The organism is Micromonospora sp. NPDC049049, assembly GCF_040649115.1.
Lineage (GTDB): Bacteria > Actinomycetota > Actinomycetes > Mycobacteriales > Micromonosporaceae > Micromonospora.
In genome coordinates, this window is sequence record NZ_JBEZEX010000005.1 from 23,914 (window position 1) to 39,557 (window position 15,644).

General features: G+C 72.2%; 16 protein-coding genes. 4 read left to right on the forward strand and 12 right to left on the reverse strand.

Annotated elements, in window-relative coordinates; translation table 11 throughout:
• Positions 1-15: 15 nt before the first annotated feature.
• Positions 16-543 carry a hypothetical protein gene (locus AB0B68_RS07370; RefSeq protein WP_357205018.1) on the reverse strand — a complete coding sequence of 176 codons (528 nt, stop codon included), beginning with the start codon at positions 541-543 and terminating at the stop codon, positions 16-18.
• Between the two features lie 109 nt (positions 544-652).
• On the opposite strand from AB0B68_RS07370, the gene AB0B68_RS07375 reads away from it, so the two are divergent.
• A complete protein-coding gene (locus tag AB0B68_RS07375; protein ID WP_357205015.1) occupies positions 653-2,212 on the forward strand; it encodes an acetolactate synthase large subunit in 1,560 nt (519 codons plus the stop codon).
• On the opposite strand, the gene AB0B68_RS07380 is transcribed toward AB0B68_RS07375, so the two are convergent.
• From AB0B68_RS07380 to AB0B68_RS07420, 9 genes are all read right to left on the reverse strand, one after another.
• Positions 2,209-3,372 (reverse strand): hypothetical protein, encoded by a 1,164-nt coding sequence (locus tag AB0B68_RS07380; RefSeq protein ID WP_357205013.1) that lies wholly within the window; start codon positions 3,370-3,372, stop codon positions 2,209-2,211. The genes AB0B68_RS07375 and AB0B68_RS07380 overlap by 4 nt on opposite strands.
• Positions 3,365-4,204, reverse strand: coding sequence for a sugar phosphate isomerase/epimerase family protein (locus AB0B68_RS07385; protein ID WP_357205030.1), 840 nt, complete (start codon positions 4,202-4,204; stop codon positions 3,365-3,367). The genes AB0B68_RS07380 and AB0B68_RS07385 overlap by 8 nt, the downstream gene beginning before the upstream one ends.
• 20 nt (positions 4,205-4,224) lie before the next feature.
• Positions 4,225-5,376, reverse strand: a complete 1,152-nt coding sequence (locus AB0B68_RS07390) for a dihydrodipicolinate synthase family protein (protein WP_357205010.1) — start codon at positions 5,374-5,376, stop codon at positions 4,225-4,227.
• Positions 5,373-6,524 (reverse strand): Gfo/Idh/MocA family oxidoreductase, encoded by a 1,152-nt coding sequence (locus AB0B68_RS07395; RefSeq protein WP_357205007.1) that lies wholly within the window; start codon positions 6,522-6,524, stop codon positions 5,373-5,375. Before AB0B68_RS07395 ends, AB0B68_RS07390 begins: the two co-directional genes overlap by 4 nt.
• 38 nt (positions 6,525-6,562) lie before the next feature.
• Positions 6,563-7,357: an ABC transporter ATP-binding protein gene (locus tag AB0B68_RS07400; RefSeq protein ID WP_357205004.1), complete on the reverse strand. Its 795-nt coding sequence runs from the start codon at positions 7,355-7,357 to the stop codon at positions 6,563-6,565.
• A gap of 4 nt (positions 7,358-7,361) precedes the next feature.
• Complete coding sequence (locus AB0B68_RS07405) at positions 7,362-8,366, reverse strand: ABC transporter substrate-binding protein (protein ID WP_357205001.1); 1,005 nt, start codon at positions 8,364-8,366, stop codon at positions 7,362-7,364.
• A gap of 23 nt (positions 8,367-8,389) precedes the next feature.
• Positions 8,390-9,361, reverse strand: coding sequence for an ABC transporter permease (locus AB0B68_RS07410; RefSeq protein WP_357204998.1), 972 nt, complete (start codon positions 9,359-9,361; stop codon positions 8,390-8,392).
• 167 nt (positions 9,362-9,528) lie between these two features.
• A complete protein-coding gene (locus tag AB0B68_RS07415) occupies positions 9,529-10,245 on the reverse strand; it encodes a cupin domain-containing protein (RefSeq protein ID WP_357258312.1) in 717 nt (238 codons plus the stop codon).
• A complete protein-coding gene (locus AB0B68_RS07420; protein WP_355006751.1) occupies positions 10,238-10,582 on the reverse strand; it encodes a cupin domain-containing protein in 345 nt (114 codons plus the stop codon). The genes AB0B68_RS07415 and AB0B68_RS07420 overlap by 8 nt, the downstream gene beginning before the upstream one ends.
• A gap of 93 nt (positions 10,583-10,675) precedes the next feature.
• Here AB0B68_RS07420 and AB0B68_RS07425 point away from each other — a divergent pair, with 93 nt between their 5' ends.
• Both AB0B68_RS07425 and AB0B68_RS07430 read left to right on the forward strand, forming a co-directional pair.
• Positions 10,676-11,749 carry a LacI family DNA-binding transcriptional regulator gene (locus tag AB0B68_RS07425; RefSeq protein WP_357258314.1) on the forward strand — a complete coding sequence of 358 codons (1,074 nt, stop codon included), beginning with the start codon at positions 10,676-10,678 and terminating at the stop codon, positions 11,747-11,749.
• A complete protein-coding gene (locus tag AB0B68_RS07430) occupies positions 11,746-12,765 on the forward strand; it encodes an aminoglycoside phosphotransferase family protein (protein ID WP_357204989.1) in 1,020 nt (339 codons plus the stop codon). Before AB0B68_RS07425 ends, AB0B68_RS07430 begins: the two co-directional genes overlap by 4 nt.
• A 114-nt stretch (positions 12,766-12,879) precedes the next feature.
• Here the strand turns inward: AB0B68_RS07430 and AB0B68_RS07435 are convergent, their stop codons facing one another.
• Positions 12,880-13,542 (reverse strand): fasciclin domain-containing protein, encoded by a 663-nt coding sequence (locus tag AB0B68_RS07435; protein ID WP_357204934.1) that lies wholly within the window; start codon positions 13,540-13,542, stop codon positions 12,880-12,882.
• A 134-nt stretch (positions 13,543-13,676) separates the two neighbouring features.
• Between AB0B68_RS07435 and AB0B68_RS07440 the strand changes: the two genes are divergently transcribed.
• Positions 13,677-14,162 (forward strand): GNAT family N-acetyltransferase, encoded by a 486-nt coding sequence (locus AB0B68_RS07440; protein WP_357258317.1) that lies wholly within the window; start codon positions 13,677-13,679, stop codon positions 14,160-14,162.
• Between the two features lie 103 nt (positions 14,163-14,265).
• On the opposite strand, the gene AB0B68_RS07445 is transcribed toward AB0B68_RS07440, so the two are convergent.
• Positions 14,266-15,537, reverse strand: coding sequence for an MFS transporter (locus tag AB0B68_RS07445; RefSeq protein WP_357204929.1), 1,272 nt, complete (start codon positions 15,535-15,537; stop codon positions 14,266-14,268).
• Positions 15,538-15,644 lie beyond the last annotated feature (107 nt).

Consider the following 15,644-nt stretch of genomic DNA (forward strand, 5'->3'; position numbering starts at 1 on the left):
CCCCGGTGAAAGGCCTTAGTCGGACAGGCCCGCCGGCACGGGCACCTTGAGGTACGCCAGGAGGGCGACGACTTCACGGTCGAGTTCCAGGCCCACCTCGTGGATCGCGTCCACTCCCAACGAGCCGAACGCGTGACTGGGTTGCTCGATGACGAACCGCGCTCCGCCGTCCGGCCGGTCGCTGATCAAGGTGCGCAGGGGCGCGTACAGCATGACCGTCGGGTCGTACCTGAACATCCGCTCGGCCGTGGTGTGGTTGCCCATCAGGTATTCGACGCAGTGCCTGGTGTCGCCCGCGAGGTTCATCATCGGTCGCAGGTCGCCGCTGCTCCAGTAGATGAGGAAGTCGTGCGGCGCCCGTTCGCGCATGAGGGCAAGGACGTCGTCCCAGGGTGCGTCGCGGGCCACCAACGCCTTGAACGCCGCCTCGTCATAGGCCGGGACGGCCTGCTCGTACTGCCGCCGGAAGTCATCGAAGGAGCGGTCGATGCTGATGTCCAGGCACCGGGCCTGGTAGCGCCGTTCGGCCCATCCGCGCTCCATCAGGCTCCCTCTCTACCTGGCGGGCTAGTTCCCCGAACCTACCAGCAAGAGTCCGAAATGCGAGTTTAGTATCTGAATAGTACTTATCCGACCGGGGACGGGGTGACTGGTGAACGGCGCGGAAGCACTGCTGCGGACGCTCGTCGACGGCGGCGTCGAGGTGCTCTTCACGAACCCCGGCACCACCGAGCTGCACCTGGTCGGGGCGCTGGAGGCGGTTCCCGAACTGCACGGCGTGCTCGCTCTCTTCGAGGGCGTCGTCAGCGGCGCGGCCGACGGTTACGCCCGGATCGCGGGTAAGCCCGCCGCGACGCTGCTGCACCTCGGGCCCGGACTCGCGTACGGCCTGACGAACCTGCACAACAGCCGCCGCGCCAACTCGCCGGTGGTGAACATCGTCGGGGACCACGCGACGTTCCACACCGCCTTCGATCCACCGTTGAACTCCGACATCGCCGCGCTGGCGGGATGGCTACGCGGCCCCGTCCGCCGCCCCGAGGACGCAGCCGGTGCCGGACCGGACGCCGCCGCCGCGCTCGCCGCCGCCCTGGAGCCACCCGGGCAGATCGCCACCGTGATCATGCCGGCGGACGTGTCCTGGTCCGAGGGAGGTGCGGCCGGGGCGCCCGTACGGCCCCGGCCGGCGCCGACAGTCGATCAGGAGACGATCACCCAGGTCGCGGAGGCCCTTCGAAGCGGCGAGACGACCGCACTGGTGATCGGCGGACCAGCTCTACGGGAGGCCGGCCTGCTGGCAGCGGGCCGCATCGCCGCGGCGACCGGTGCACGGGTCTTCCAGGAGCTCTACTCCAACCGGGTCGAACGAGGGGCGGGCCTACCCGCGTTCCCCCGGCTCGGCTTCTATCCCGACCAGGTGCTCGACCAACTGCACGGGACGCGGCACGTCATCGTCGCGGGAACCAAGGCACCGGTCTCGTTCTTCGCCTACCCCGACCAGCCGAGCCTCCTCGTGCCCGACGGGGCCCGGACGCACGTCCTGGCCGAGGTCGGTCAGGACGCCGTCGCCGCGCTGGTCCGGCTCGCCGACCTGGTGGCACCGGACGCGACGCCCCAGGTCACCGACCCGCACCGACCGACCCTACCCACCGGTGCGCTCACCCTGCAGAACTGGGCCGACGTCATCGCGGCGCTGCTACCCGAACGGGCCATCATCATCGACGAGTCCGTGAGCTCCGGCACGACCCTCGCCGCCGCCACCGTCGGCGCTCCCCGACACGACGTGCTGATGCAGACCGGTGGCGCCATGGGCGACGGTCTGCCCCTGGCCGTCGGCGCCGCCGTCGCCGCACCCGACCGACCGGTGGTGGCGCTGGTGGCCGACGGCTGCGTGATGTACACCGCCACCGCGCTCTGGACCCAGGTACGCGAGCGGTTGAACATCACCAACGTGATCCTCAACAACCACGGGTACGCGATCCTGCGCCAGGAGTGGGGCTATTTCAGCACGCAGCCGGGCCCGGCGAACCCCGACGCCAATCCACTGTTCGACCTGACCAACCCTCAGATCGACTTCGTGGGACTGGCGAACGCGTTCGGGATGCCCGCCACCCGCGCCAGCACCGCCGAGGAACTCGCGGAGCAGTTCTCCGCAGCACTGAACCAGCCGGGCCCGCACCTCATCGACGCCACCATCCCCGCTGCGGCCTAGGCGACGCCTGCCTGGCGGCGCCAGAGCACCGTGCAGGCCGCGGCCAGGGCCAGCCCGAGCAGCGGGGCGACACCCACCCCGGCGAGCGTGCAGGCCACCGCGAGCAGCGCCGGCGGCATCCAGCACCAGGCGGGCACGGTACGCGGGACACGACCGCGACGACGGGCCGCTGCTTCCACCGCCATCGGCACCACCAGCACCGGCAACGCGGCGGCCAGCAGCGTCAGCCACTGCAGCACCAGACGGTCGAACCGCGCCACCGCCAGCATCCCGCCGAGCACCGCGACGAGCAGCATCGCCGCCCGCGCCGGCACGCGGGGAGCCAGGCCACGCACCGCCAGGGAACCGGAGTACGTGGTGGTCAGCGCCGCCGCGAAAACCGCCACCGCGACGAACAGATTCGCGTACGCGGCCAGCCCCGAGCCGGCGGCGAGCAGCGCGACCACGTCGGCCGAGCCGGTCCGCAGCCACAGGCCGGCCCCGGCCAGCACCCCGAGCAGCGCCGGCCCGACCAGCAGCGCCACGCACCAGGCCAGGTCCCGCCTTCGGGAAAGGCCCACGCTGAAGTCCGGTGCGCGCAGCGCGAACACGGCCGCGTACCCGATCAGCGCGGCGGCGTCGGCGAGCCCGCCGCCGGCGAGGCGGACCGGGGCACCGGGTGGTGGAAGCACCGTCAGGCACCAGCCGACCAGCACCACCGCGCTGAGCGTGGTGACCACCGCGACCCGGTTACCGAGCCGGGCTGGCGCCCAGGAGACAGCGAGGACCGCCACCTCCAGCAGCGCCGGCCCGGCCCAGCCGGGCAGGTGGGTCAGCGCGGCCAGCGAGGCCCCGCCGAGCCCGACGTTGAACCCGTTCCACCCGACCATCGACACGGCCAGCACCGCCGCCAGCAGCAGCCGCGAGGTGTCCCCCAGGTACGCGGGCAGCACCGCGGTCAACGTCCCGCCGTCGCCGAGCGGCCGACGCAGCCCGATCAGGCCCTGCCCCCAGAGCAGGGCCGCCATCAGCGCCCCGCCGACCAGCAGCCCGGCCACCGGCACCGCGCCACCGTGTCGGGCAGCCATCGCCGCGCCGAGGACCAGCGTGGCGGGTGCGGTGCCGATGCCCAGCCACGCGCCGACCGCCGCCGGCCACCGCCGTTCGGGGCTGTCAGGCAACGTGGCGCAGGTAGCCGGCGATCGCGGCGTCGAGCACCTCCGCGCCCGGACGTGCCCACACCTCGGCGGAGAAGACCTCCACCTCGATCGGGCCGACGTAGCCGGCCGCGTCCACCGCCTCGCGAAGCCGACGCAGCTCGATGCAGCCGTCGCCGGGCAACGCCCGGCCGAGCAGCACCCCCTCCGGCAGCGGGGTCACCCAGTCGCACACCTGGAACGCGGCGATCCACTCGCCCGCCCGCGCGATCTGCGCGTACACCGTGTCGTCCCACCAGACGTGGTACGCGTCGACCACCACGCCGACCACCGCCGGGTCGAACCGCTCGGCGATGTCCAACGCCTGGCCGAGGGTGGCGATCACGCACCGGTCGGCGGCGAACATCGGGTGCAGCGGCTCGATGGCCAGCCGTACCCCGGCCGCCTCGGCGTGCGGTGCCAGCTCGCCGATCGCGTCGGCGACCCGACGCCGGGCGCCGCCGATGTCCCGGCTGCCGACCGGCAGCCCACCGGAGACCAGCACCAGCTCCGGGGCACCCAGGGCGGCGGCCTCCTCGATGGCCCGCAGGTTCTCCGCGCGCCAGTCGTCGGCGGAGAAGAATCCGCCCCGGCACAGCGACGTGACGGCGAGGCCGGCGTCGCGGACCAGTTTCGCCGATCGGGCCAACCCGTACTCGGCCACCGGCTCCCGCCACAGGCCGATGCCCGGCACGCCGGCCGCCACGCACCCGGCCACCACCTCGGGCAACGGCCAGCGCTGGGCGGTCGCCTGGTTGAACGAGAACCGGGCGAGGCTCGCTGGGCTGGTCTCCGCTCGCGACTGCGGGGCTCGCACAGCCGGCTCACGCCTCGCGCTCACTGCGCCACCCCCGCCACTGTGAACAGCGCTCGGGCGCGGGCGGCGGCCAGGTCGGCGTCGGGGAGCAGCCCGGCCGCGTCGGCCAGGGTGAGCAGGGTGGCCAGGTGCGCCGGGGACCGGCCGGACTGCGCGCCACCGACCATCGTGAAATGGTCCTGGTGCCCGGCCAGCCAGGCCAGGAACACGATCCCCGTCTTGTAGTGCCAGGTCGGCGCCGCGAACAGGTGCCGGGCCAGGGGCACCGTGGGCCCGAAGATCTCGTCGTACGCCGTCAGGTCCCCCCGGTCCAGGGCGGCCAACGCGGCGGCGGCGGCCGGCGCGATGGCCGCGAACACGCCGAGCAGCGCGTCGGAGTGACCCACCTCGTCACCCCGGACCAGCTCCGGGTAGTGGAAGTCGTCACCGGTGTAGAGGCGTACCCCGGCCGGCAGGCGGCGGCGCATCGCGACCTCCCGGTCGGCGTCCAGGAGCGACACCTTGATGCCGTCCACGGTGGACTGGTGCGTTTTGATCAGCTCGATCACCGTGTCGGCGGCCAGGTCCAGGTCGACCGCACCCCAGTAGCCGGTCAACGCCGGGTCGAACATCGGACCCAGCCAGTGCAGCACCACCGGTTCGTCGGCGGCGCTGAGCAGCTCGTCGTACACCCGCAGGTAGTCCTCCGGGCCGCGTGCGGCGGCCGCCAGGTGCCGGCTGCACATCAGCACCGGTCGGGCGCCGGCGGCGCGGACGTCGTCGAGCTGCTCGGCGTACGCGGTCGTGACCGCCGCCAGGGTGGCCGGGCCGGCGGGCAACTGGTCGGTGTTGACCCCGGCGACGATCCGACCGCCGACCGCGCGGGCCTCGGCGGCGCTGCGCCGGATCAGCTCCCGGGTGGCCGGATAGTCCAGCCCCATCCCCCGCTGGGCGGTGTCCATCGCCTCGGCGACCCCGAGCCCGTACGACCAGAGATGCCGTCGGAAGGCGAGGGTGGTGTCCCAGTCCACCGCCGCCGGGGCGCCCGGCACGTTCTCCGCGCCCGGGTCGGCGACCACGTGCGCGGCGGCGTACGCGATCCGACTGGTCGCGGGCGCGTCCGGTCGGGCGAAGCCGCCACCCCCGGCCAGCCGGTGCCGCCGTCCACCGGGCAACACCACCTCGGCGGTCATGAGCGCAGCTCCGGCACCTCGACACGCGCACCCTCGCGGGCCGAGCGCAGCCCCAGCTCGGCGAGCTGCACGCCGCGCGCGCCGGCCAGGAAGTCCCACCGGAACGGCTCGCCGGCCACCACGTGCCGCAGGTAAGCCTCCCACTGCACCTTGAAGCCGTTGTCGAACTCCTCGTTGTCGGGCACCTCGGCCCACTGGGCGCGGAAGTCCTCGGTGGCCGGCAGGTCCGGGTTCCACACCGGCTTCGGGGTGAGGGCCCGGTGCTGCACCCGGCAGTTGCGCAGGCCGGCGATCGCGCTGCCCTCGGTGCCGTCGACCTGGAACTCCACCAGCTCGTCGCGGTACACCCGCACGGCCCAGGAGGAGTTGATCTGCGCGATCACCCCGCTGTCGAGTTCGAAGATGCCGTACGCGGCGTCGTCGGCGGTGGCCGCGTACGGGTGACCGGCCTCGTCGACCCGTTCGGGCACGTGGGTGGCGGTCACGCAGGAGACGGCGGTGACCCGGCCGAACAGCTCCTCCAGCACGTAGTGCCAGTGCGGGAACATGTCGACCACGATGCCGCCTCCGTCCTCGCTCCGGTAGTTCCACGACGGTCGCTGAGCGGGCTGCCAGTCGCCCTCGAACACCCAGTACCCGAACTCGCCGCGCACCGAGAGGATCCGGCCGAAGAAGCCGCCGTCGATGAGGCGCTTGAGCTTGCGCAGACCGGGCAGGAAGAGCTTGTCCTGCACGACACCGGTGCGGACGCCGGCCGCGTCCGCCGCCCGGGCCAGGTCGAGGGCCGCCGCGGTGTCCTCGGCGAGAGGCTTCTCCGTGTAGATGTGCTTGCCGGCCTCGATGGCCTGCCGGATCGCCTTCTCCCGTTGCTGGGTGACCTGCGCGTCGAAGTAGATCTCGACGTCGTCGCGGGCCAGCGCCGAGGTCAGGTCCGTGGTCCAGTCGGTCAGCCCGTGCCGCTCGGCGAGCTCCCGGAGCTTCGTCTCGTTGCGCCCGACCAGGACCGGTTCCGGCCAGATGGTGGTGCCGTCGGCCAACGCCACACCACCGGATTCGCGGATGGCCAGCAGCGACCGGACGAGGTGCTGCCGGTAGCCCATCCTTCCGGTCACGCCGTTGACGATGATGCCGATCGACCTGCGGGTCATGGTGTTCCTTCCGTCGTGCTGGTCGTGCCGATCCGCGCTCAGTGGTTGGCGGCCGCGCTGCCGAGCAACCCACGCAGATCGGTGGCGAGCCGGTCGAAGCGGGAATCCGACATCACCTGCGCGTAGTCGCGGTGCGCCGGCAGCTCGACCGGGAAGGTGCGGATGATCCGGCCGGGCCGGGGACTCATCACCACGACCCGGGTGCCGAGGAAGACCGCCTCGGCGATGGAGTGGGTGACCAGCACCACCGTTGTTCCGGTCTCGCGCCAGATCCGGTGCAGTTCGGCGTTCATCTGTTCCCGGGTCAGCGCGTCCAGGGCGCCGAACGGTTCGTCCATGAGCAGCACCGGCGGGGAGTGCAGCAGTGCGCGGCAGAGCGCCACGCGCTGCTGCATGCCGCCGGACAGCTCGTGTGGCAACGCCTTCTCGAAACCGGTGAGGCCGGTCATCTCGATCAGCTCGTCAGCGCGGCGGGCCGCCTGCGCCCGGTCCATGCCGCGCATCTCGGCCTGGAGCAGGATGTTGGCTCGCGCACCGCGCCACTCCAGCAGCGCGGCCTTCTGGAAGACGAAGCCGATCTCCTTCTGCGGGCCGCGCACCGGGCGCTCCAGCAGGGACACGTCACCGCTGGTCGGCTTGACCAACCCCGCGACGATCTTGAGGAGGGTGGACTTGCCGCAGCCGGACGGGCCGACGATCGTGACGAACTCGCCCGGCTCGATGTCCAGCGACACGTCGTCCAACGCTGTGGTCTGCGTCCGACGGGTGGTGAACCGGACGGTCAGCCCGGACATCCCGATGGCGGTGCCGGTGGCTGCCGGCGCGGCGGTCACCGGGTCACCCCTGCGCCGCGTACGAGGAGTCCCAGTACGCGTTGGGCGCTCCGGGGTCCTTCAGCTCGGCGTAGCGGGACATCAGGTCGATGGTCTCGCTCCACTGGGCCTCGGTGTTCACCCCGGGCGGGCCGTCCGCGCCGATCAGCGGCATGTTGAGGGTGAGCTGCTTGGTGAGCACCTCGGGCGCCGGCTCGTTTTCGGCCAGGACCGTCATCGCGCTCACCGCGCCGGCCGGGTCCCGGGCGGCGTCGGCCCAGGACTTCTGGGTGGCCTTGACGAACTTGCGGACCAGCTCCGGGTCCTTCTGGAGGGTCTGGGTGTTGGCGATCAGGCCAGTGCCGAGCAGGTTCATCCCGTAGTCGGCGAACAGCAGCACGTCGACCTTCTTGCCGGTCTTGCTCTCGATCGTGGGCGCCTGGTCGTGGAAGAAGCCCATGATGGCGTCGACCTTGCCCTCGGCCAAGGCGGCGATCTTGCCGGCGGCGTCGACGTTGACCACCTTGACGTCGTCCTTCTTGAGGCCGTTCTTCTCCAGCCAGGCCGGGAAGGTCGCGTAGAGGGCGTCGCCGGGGGTGCCGCCGACGGTCTTGCCCTTGAGGTCGGCCGGGGTCTTGATGTTCTCCTCGGTAAAGAACTCCACCGAGGAGGGTCCCTTCTCCAGGTACGCGCCGAGGCTGCGCACCGGCATGCCGCTGGCCACCGACTTCAGCAGCACCGGGCTGTCGGCCCACCCGAAGTCGGTCTGCTTCTGGGCGACCTGCTTGACGGTGTTGCCCGAGCCGTTGCCGGGCAGGATCTTCAGGTCGATGCCCTCGGCGGAGTAGTAACCCTTCTGCAGGCCGTAGTAGAAGGGCGCGTGCTCGCCGTAGGGCACCCAGTTGAGGGTGAGGGTGACCTGCTTCTTGCCGTCCGCGCCGGTCTTGCCGACGGGATCGTCCCCACCGCAGCCGGTGGCGGCGACCAGCAGGGCGGCGGTGGCCAGGATGGTGGTGGCGGTGCGTTTCATCGGTGCCTCCGTGATGGGGTCGGTCAGGAGGTGGTGAGGGACACGCCGGCCCGGCGGCTGGCGTGCCACGGAATGAGCAGTGCCTCGGCGATCTCGACCAGGACGAACAGGACGATGCCGATGGCGGACATCAGGATCAGGTCGGCGAACAGCAGTGGGGCGTCGAGGTTGCCGTTTGCCAGCAACAGGACGTAGCCGAGCCCTTCGCTGGCGCCGACGAACTCACCGACCACGGCACCGACCACGGCGAGGGTGACGGCCACCTTCAGGCCGGCCATCAGGTGCGGCAACGCGTTCGGGAAGCGGATCTTGCGGAAGGTGCGCCAGTGCCCGGCGCCCATCGTGGCGGCGAGGTCGAGCAGCTCCGGGTCGGTGGAGCGCAGCCCGGCCACGCCGGAGATGACCACCGGGAAGAACGCGATGAGCACCGCCAGGATGATCTTCGGAGTGAGGCCGAGGCCGAACCAGACCACCAGCAGCGGCGCGATGGCGATCTTCGGGATGACCTGTGCGAACAGGACGATCGGGTAGAGCGCCTTGTCCAGGGTGCGGGAGTAGGCGATGGCGACAGCGGTGACCAGACCCAACGCGGCGGCGAGCACGAAGCCGAGCACTGTCTCGTAGAGGGTGACCACTGTGTGCCGGGCCAGCTCGGACCACTGGGTGGTCATCGTCTCCCAGACCTGGCCGGGGGTGGGCACCAGGTAGTTCGGGACGTATTCGCGGGCCGCCACGAACCACCAGGCGGCGAAGAAGACCGCGAGCACCAGCGCAGGGCGCCAGAGCGAGTCGGCGAAGGTCACCGCCCGGCGAGCGAGCGTGGGACGCGGCGGTCGGCCGCCCCCGGATGGCGTTCTCGCCATAGTGGACGGATCCGCACCGTCACGAGCCTGCCGTGCATCGGTGCCGCCGGGCCCGGCAGCGGCGGCTCGCGCACCGCCGGTCAGGTCGGCGGCGGCCTGCCGACCCGCCGTGTCCAAAGAGTTCTCGGTCACGCGGAACCTCCTCGGGGCCCGGCACGACGCCCACGGAACGGGCCGGTCGGCGGATCAGGCAAACGCTTTCCTGGAGCGTAGGCGGCCCCCTCACGCCGGGCAAGGCCTTTCCTCGATCTGTTTCCACCGATGTCTGGCAGCCCTCGGCAGCCGTCCCGAAAGGACGGTCAACCTGCCGCAGGGTAGGTGTCCAGCAGGCCGCACATGCCCAACCGGCCCCGCTCGACCGGCGCGTCCACCACGTACACCCCGGCGTCGCCCAGGTGTCCCGGATCCCCCCGCTCCAGGGCATCGAGCTGAGCGGCGGTGTCGGCGGCGGCGCGGCCCGCGCCGGCCTCCCACCGCTGACGCCACCGCGTCAGCAACGGCTGGCGCAGGGCTGCCGCGGCGGCGTGGAACGCTGCCAACGCCGCCGGACCACCGGACCGCAGCGACTGGAAGCCGGTCACCGCCAGATCCCGACGGCGGTACGCGACGCGCACGTCCGCCCCTGGCGCTCCCCCGTCGGGCAACGCCGCCGCCACGGCGTACGCGGCCGGATCGGCCAGCACCTCGGGTGGGAAGGTCAGCACCGCGTCGCCCGCCTCGGGCAGGCCGCTGTTCTGCATCAGGACCACGATGCTCAGCCCGCCGGTGTTGACCAGGCGGTGCACGGTGCCCGGCTCGAACCAGACCATCACCCCCGGCCGCAGCGGCGTCTCCCCGTAACCGGCCGTGGTCAGGGTCTGCACCATGCCCTCGCCGTCGGTCACCACGTACCCCTCGGTGCAGCACAGGTGCACGTGCGGGGTGCCGCCGACCAGGCCGTCCGGGGCCACCGTGTCGTAGACGCGCAGCCGGGACACCCCGACCCCGCCGGGCAGTGGCGCCGGTCGATCACGCATCGAAGTACTCGTCCGTGTCGTCAGCGGCCGGCAGTGACACCAGCAGCACGGTAAGGTCGCCGATGGCCCGGTGCCGGCAGCCCGGCTTGATCAGGAACGCGGACATCGGCCGAGCGGGGTGACGGACGCCGTCCAGCTCGATCTCGCCCTCACCGGCGAGCACGACGTAGTACTCGGTGGCGACCCGGTGGTGGTGGGTCACCGCGTCCTGCACCTGGAGCAGATGCACGCTGGCCTGGCCCTCGCTCTCGGCGATGAAGCCCCGGCGGGTGGTCCCACACGAGCAGCGACGGGCGGTAAGTTCGTCGAGTTGAAGTACCGCGAAGCGATCGGACACGGCCGGGCCTCCCTGCGGGAAAGGGCTTTCTCTGCGGTACGGTGACGCTAGCCGGCACGACGAAACGCCGTCAACAGATCGAGGGGGCGGGCCATGGCGACCCTGTCCGATGTGGCCCGCCGTGCGGGCGTCTCACCCGCCACCGCCTCCCGCGTCATCAACGGCAGCAGCAAGCCGGTCACCGACGAGCTGCGGGAACGGGTGCTCGCCGCCGTCGCCGAGTTGCAGTACGTGCCGAACGCGCACGCCCAACTACTGGCCCGCTCGCACCGCAGCGCTGTCGGTGTGATCGTGCACGACGTCTCCGACCCCTACTTCGCGGAGATCACGCGAGGGCTGCAACGGGTCGCCACCGACCAGGGCCGGCTGCTGATGATCTGCAACAGCTACCGGGACCCGGACCGCGAGTTGGAGTACGTGGAGCTGTTGCGCGGGCACCAGGTGGCGGCGCTGATCCTGGCCGGCTCGGGCTACCACGACGAGGCGTTCACCCGGCAGCTCAACGAGAAGCTCGCCGCGTACGAGGCCACCGGCGGGCGGGTGGCGGTGATCGGCCGGCACGAGCACTCCGGCGACGCGGTGATGCCGGACAACCGGACCGGCGGCTTCCTCGCCGGGCGGGAGCTGTGCGGGTTGGGGCACCGGGCGATCGGCGTGGTCGCCGGCCCGCGCATCCTGACCACCACCACCGACCGGCTCGCCGGCCTCCGGCACGCCCTCACCGAGCAGGGCCGCGAGCTGCCCGAACGGCGCATCCGGTACGCGGAGTTCGACCGCGACGGTGGCGCGGAGGCCACCGCCCGACTGCTCGACGCCGACCCGGAGCTGACCGCCGTCGTGGCGCTCAACGACTCGATGGCCATCGGCGCGCTCGCCACCCTGCGCGCGCGTGGAATGGCGGTGCCACAGCAGATCTCGGTGCTGGGTTTCGACGACATGCCGATCGCCCGGGACGTGACCCCGGCGCTGACCACAGTGCGACTGCCCCTTGTCGACATGGGTGTGCGGGCGATGTCCCTGGTGCTCGGCGTCGGATCCCCGACGCCCCGAGTCGAGGTGCTCCCCGCCGAGCTGGTCCGCCGCGACACCGCCGGTCCCGTCCCCCGGTCCACCCGTGCCACCGCGGGTTCCGCGCCACGCGCACGGCGAGGTGACAGGACGTCGTGACCGGAGTCAGCCCGACCCAGCGGCCCCTCACGCGCGCCGACGTGGCGTACCTGATCGCTGCGTCGTTCGGCCCACACACCCGGGTCCGCGACGCTGGTCCGCTGGCCGGCGGCGGGTTCGCGACGGTCTGGTGGGCGCTGCTCGACGACGACCGTCGGGTGGTGCTGAAGTTGGCTCCGCCGGCCGGAACCCCGCTGCTGCGCTATGAGCGCGGGCTCTGCGCCGCCGAGGAGCGGTACTTTCGGCTCGTCGCGCAGCGGGCACCGCAGGTGCCCGTCCCCCCGGTGCTGTGGCGCGGCGCCGACCCGGCGTACGGCGAGTGGTTGGTCACCACGATGCTTCCCGGCCGGTCGCTGTCCGGCCTGGCCGAGGCCGGTGTCGTCGTCGACGACGGCCCGGCGCGCCACGACCTCGGGGTGGCCCTCGCCGCGTTGCACGGGGTGACCGGTGAGCGGTTCGGGTACGACGACGACCGGGCCGGCGGGCCGACCTGGCGGGCGGCGTTCACGGCGATGCTCGACGCGCTCCTGGCCGACGCGGCCGACTGGGACGTCCGACTGCCGGTGACCCCGGAGCAGCTGCACGCGCTGGTGGGGCGGCACGCCGACGTGCTCGACGAGGTGCGCCGACCGGCGCTGCTGCACTTCGACTGCTGGGACGGCAACGTGCTGGCGGCACCCGACGCGGACGGCCGGTTGCGGCTGCGCGGCCTGGTGGACGGCGAGCGGTTCCTCTACGGCGACCCGCTGCTGGACCTGGTCTCGCCGCTGCTCTTCCGACGTGTGGAGGACGAGCCGGAGCATCCCCTGGTGCGCGGTTACCAGGCCGGCGCGCCCGAACCGTTGGTGCTGGACGCCTCGGCACGCCGCCGGCTCGGTCTCTACCGGTTGCACCTGTACCTGCTGATGACAGTGGAGATGCCCAGCCGCGGGATGACCGCGCACAGCCATCCCGTCCGGTCCGCCCGGCTGGCGGCCCTGCTCGACGAGGAGCTGGCCGCGCTCGCCGCGGGCTGACGTCCCGGCGCGGGTGGCGTCCGGCGCATGATCGGCCGGCGCGGGTGGCGTCCGGCGCATGATCGGCCGGCGCGGGTGGCGTCCGGCCCATGGCCGGACGCCACCCGCCCTCGGTCAGGGCAGGTCGATCGGGCGCAGCACCCGGTCCACGGCGTGGGCGATCTGCCGGTTGCCCTTGTTGACGTCGTAGGAGACGACCCGGGCGTCACGGTCGTTGGTGTCGGCGTCGACCAGCCGCACCTGGCGGAAGAAGTACAGGTAGGTGCGCACGTCGACCTCGACGGTCGAGCCGAGCGCGGTGGTCAGGTCCGTGCCGTCGGCCCGGACCGCCGTCTTGCGATCGATGGTGGCGCCCGGGACAACGTGGTAGAGCAGCACCGACTCGACGGTGTCGATGCCCAGCCCGGCCACGGCGGTGAAAGCGGCGCTCTCACTCGGCAACTTCTGGGCCTGCGTGATCTCGCGGACCAACTGCTGGAAGGCCGCGTCGGTGGGGATGAACGCGGTCAGCGCCACGGTGCCGTCGGTGAGCACCTTGACCGGAGAGTTCGGCTTGGCCTCCAGCACGGCCAGCACGGCCGCCGTCAGCACGTCGAAGTCCCGCGAGTTGCGGTCGAAACCGCTGGTGTCCTTCGTGAGCACCGCGGCGAGTGACTTCGTGCCGAGCGGCTTGGCCTTGCCGGTCGCCTGAGCGGCCGGCACAGCGATGGCCGTGGTGGCCAGCGCGGTGGCCATGGCGCCCACCGCCATCCTGGCGGCGAGTCGTGCGATCTTCATCAGCGGGCCTTTCGTCGAAGCGACGGATCCGTGACGTCTCGTCACGACCCATGCTTCGCGCCGGGTAGGCCGCGTGGATGCACCTGCGGATAAACGGATTGTCCGGGGCTCCGGCCAGGGCCTAACCTCCCCCGGTGCTGATTCGGGAGTTCGTCGACCGGGACTGGTCGCAGGTGTGGCCGATCATCGAGGAGGTGAGCCGGGCACAGGAGACGTTCCCCTACGACCCGGCGATGACCGCCGAGCAGTCGTACGGCATGTGGGTCGAGGCGGCGCCGGCGCGGACCGTCGTGGCGGTCGACGGCGAGCGGGTGCTCGGCACCGCGAAGATGGGCGCCAACCGGCCCGGGCCGGGCGCTCACGTGTCCACCGCCAGCTTCATGGTCGCCGCCGACGCGCGGGGCCGGGGCGTGGGCACCGCGCTGTGCCGCGACGCTCTCACCTGGGCCCGTCAGCAGGGGTACGCCGGCATGCAGTTCAACGCGGTGGTGGAGAGCAACGGTTCGGCGGTGCGGTTGTATCGGCGGGAGGGCTTCGAGGTGGTCGGCACCGTGCCGGGCGCCTTCCGTCACCCCACAGTGGGCCGGGTCGGCCTGCACGTGATGTACCAGGAGTTCTGACCGCGCCCGCTCCGCCCGCGCCGATCATGGACTTGTGGTGGTGTGCAAAAAGGGCAGGCGCTCACAACCCGCCCACCATAAGTCCATGATCGACCGGGAGGGCTCAGCCGCCGGCCGGGGCCGGGCGCAGTCCGGGCTGCCCGGCGGCCGGCTCCGCGCCGGCACGGCGGATCGGGGTGAAGAGGCCGCCGACAGCGACCAGCAGGCACCCCGCGCCCGCCACGAGCGTGACCGCCGCAGCCCCGTACCGGCCGGCGGCCCAGGTCAGCACGACAGCCCCGGCCGGACCGAGGGCGTAGTGCGTGCTCCAGAACGCCGACGTCACCCGACCCAGCAGGTGATCGGGGGTGATCTCCTGCCGCAGGGACATCGAACAGATCCCGCCGACGCTGAGGCAGCACAGGTACACCGCGGTCAACGTGGTGACCGCTGGCACTGTGGTGGCGATGCCGACCCCCGCCACCGCGAAACCGCAGATCGCGTGCGCGCCGATCCAGGTGGCACCGAAGCCGCGACGTCGGCGCAGCGGCGCCACCAGCAGCGCCCCGGCGACAGTGCCCAGCGCCGCCAGGCCGAGCACCGTGCCGACGGTGCCCTCGGAGCCGCCGAGGTCGTGCGTGACGTGGTAGATCAACACGTCGACGAAACCGTAGGTGAGGAAGATGAAGACCGACAACAGGACGGTCAGCGCGCGCAGCACGGGCTGACGCCACAGGAACCGCGCCCCGGCCAGGAACTCGACCAGCGGGCGTTGCCGGGCCACCCCCTCGTCCACCTGGACGGGGCGCAGTCGGATCAGCCACAGGCCGGCTGCCGAGAGCGCGAAGCTCGCCGCGTTGACGGCGATGGCGGTGGCCGGGCCGAAGCGGGCAGCCACCACACCGGCGAGCAGCGGCCCGAGGACGGCCGCCGCCGCGTACGTCGCCTGCAACCGGCCGTTGGCCTCGGTGATCCGGTCGGAGTCGACGAGGTTGCGGACCGCTGTCACCGCGGCGACCTGGAACAGCATGCCGGCCGCCTCGCAGATCGGCAGCACGACGAAGAGCAGCCAGACCTGCGGACCGGCGATCCACGCCAGTGGCACCAGCGCGTAGAGCACCAGTCGGGTCAGATCCGCCACGATCATGAGGGTGCGGCGGTCGTACCGGTCGACCAGCACCCCACCGAAGATCCCGGCGACGACGGACGCCGCGCCCGCGACGGCGGTCAGCAGACCCATCCGCGCCACCGACCCGGTCGCCTGGAGCACCAGCAGCGGCACCGCCAGGTAGGCGAACGAGTCGCCGGCCGCCGAGAGCGACTGAGCGACCCAGTACGTGCTGAAGGTCCGGTCCCGCCAGAGCGGAGCCCGACCAGCGTCGGCGGATCGGCTCATCGCGCCAAGGGTAGTGACCGCGCCCGCTCGGCGCCGTCCGTGGCGGGCGTCACATCGCTGCCGTGTCACGAACGGACGAGCGGCACGCATCTCGTGGTCGTCAACCC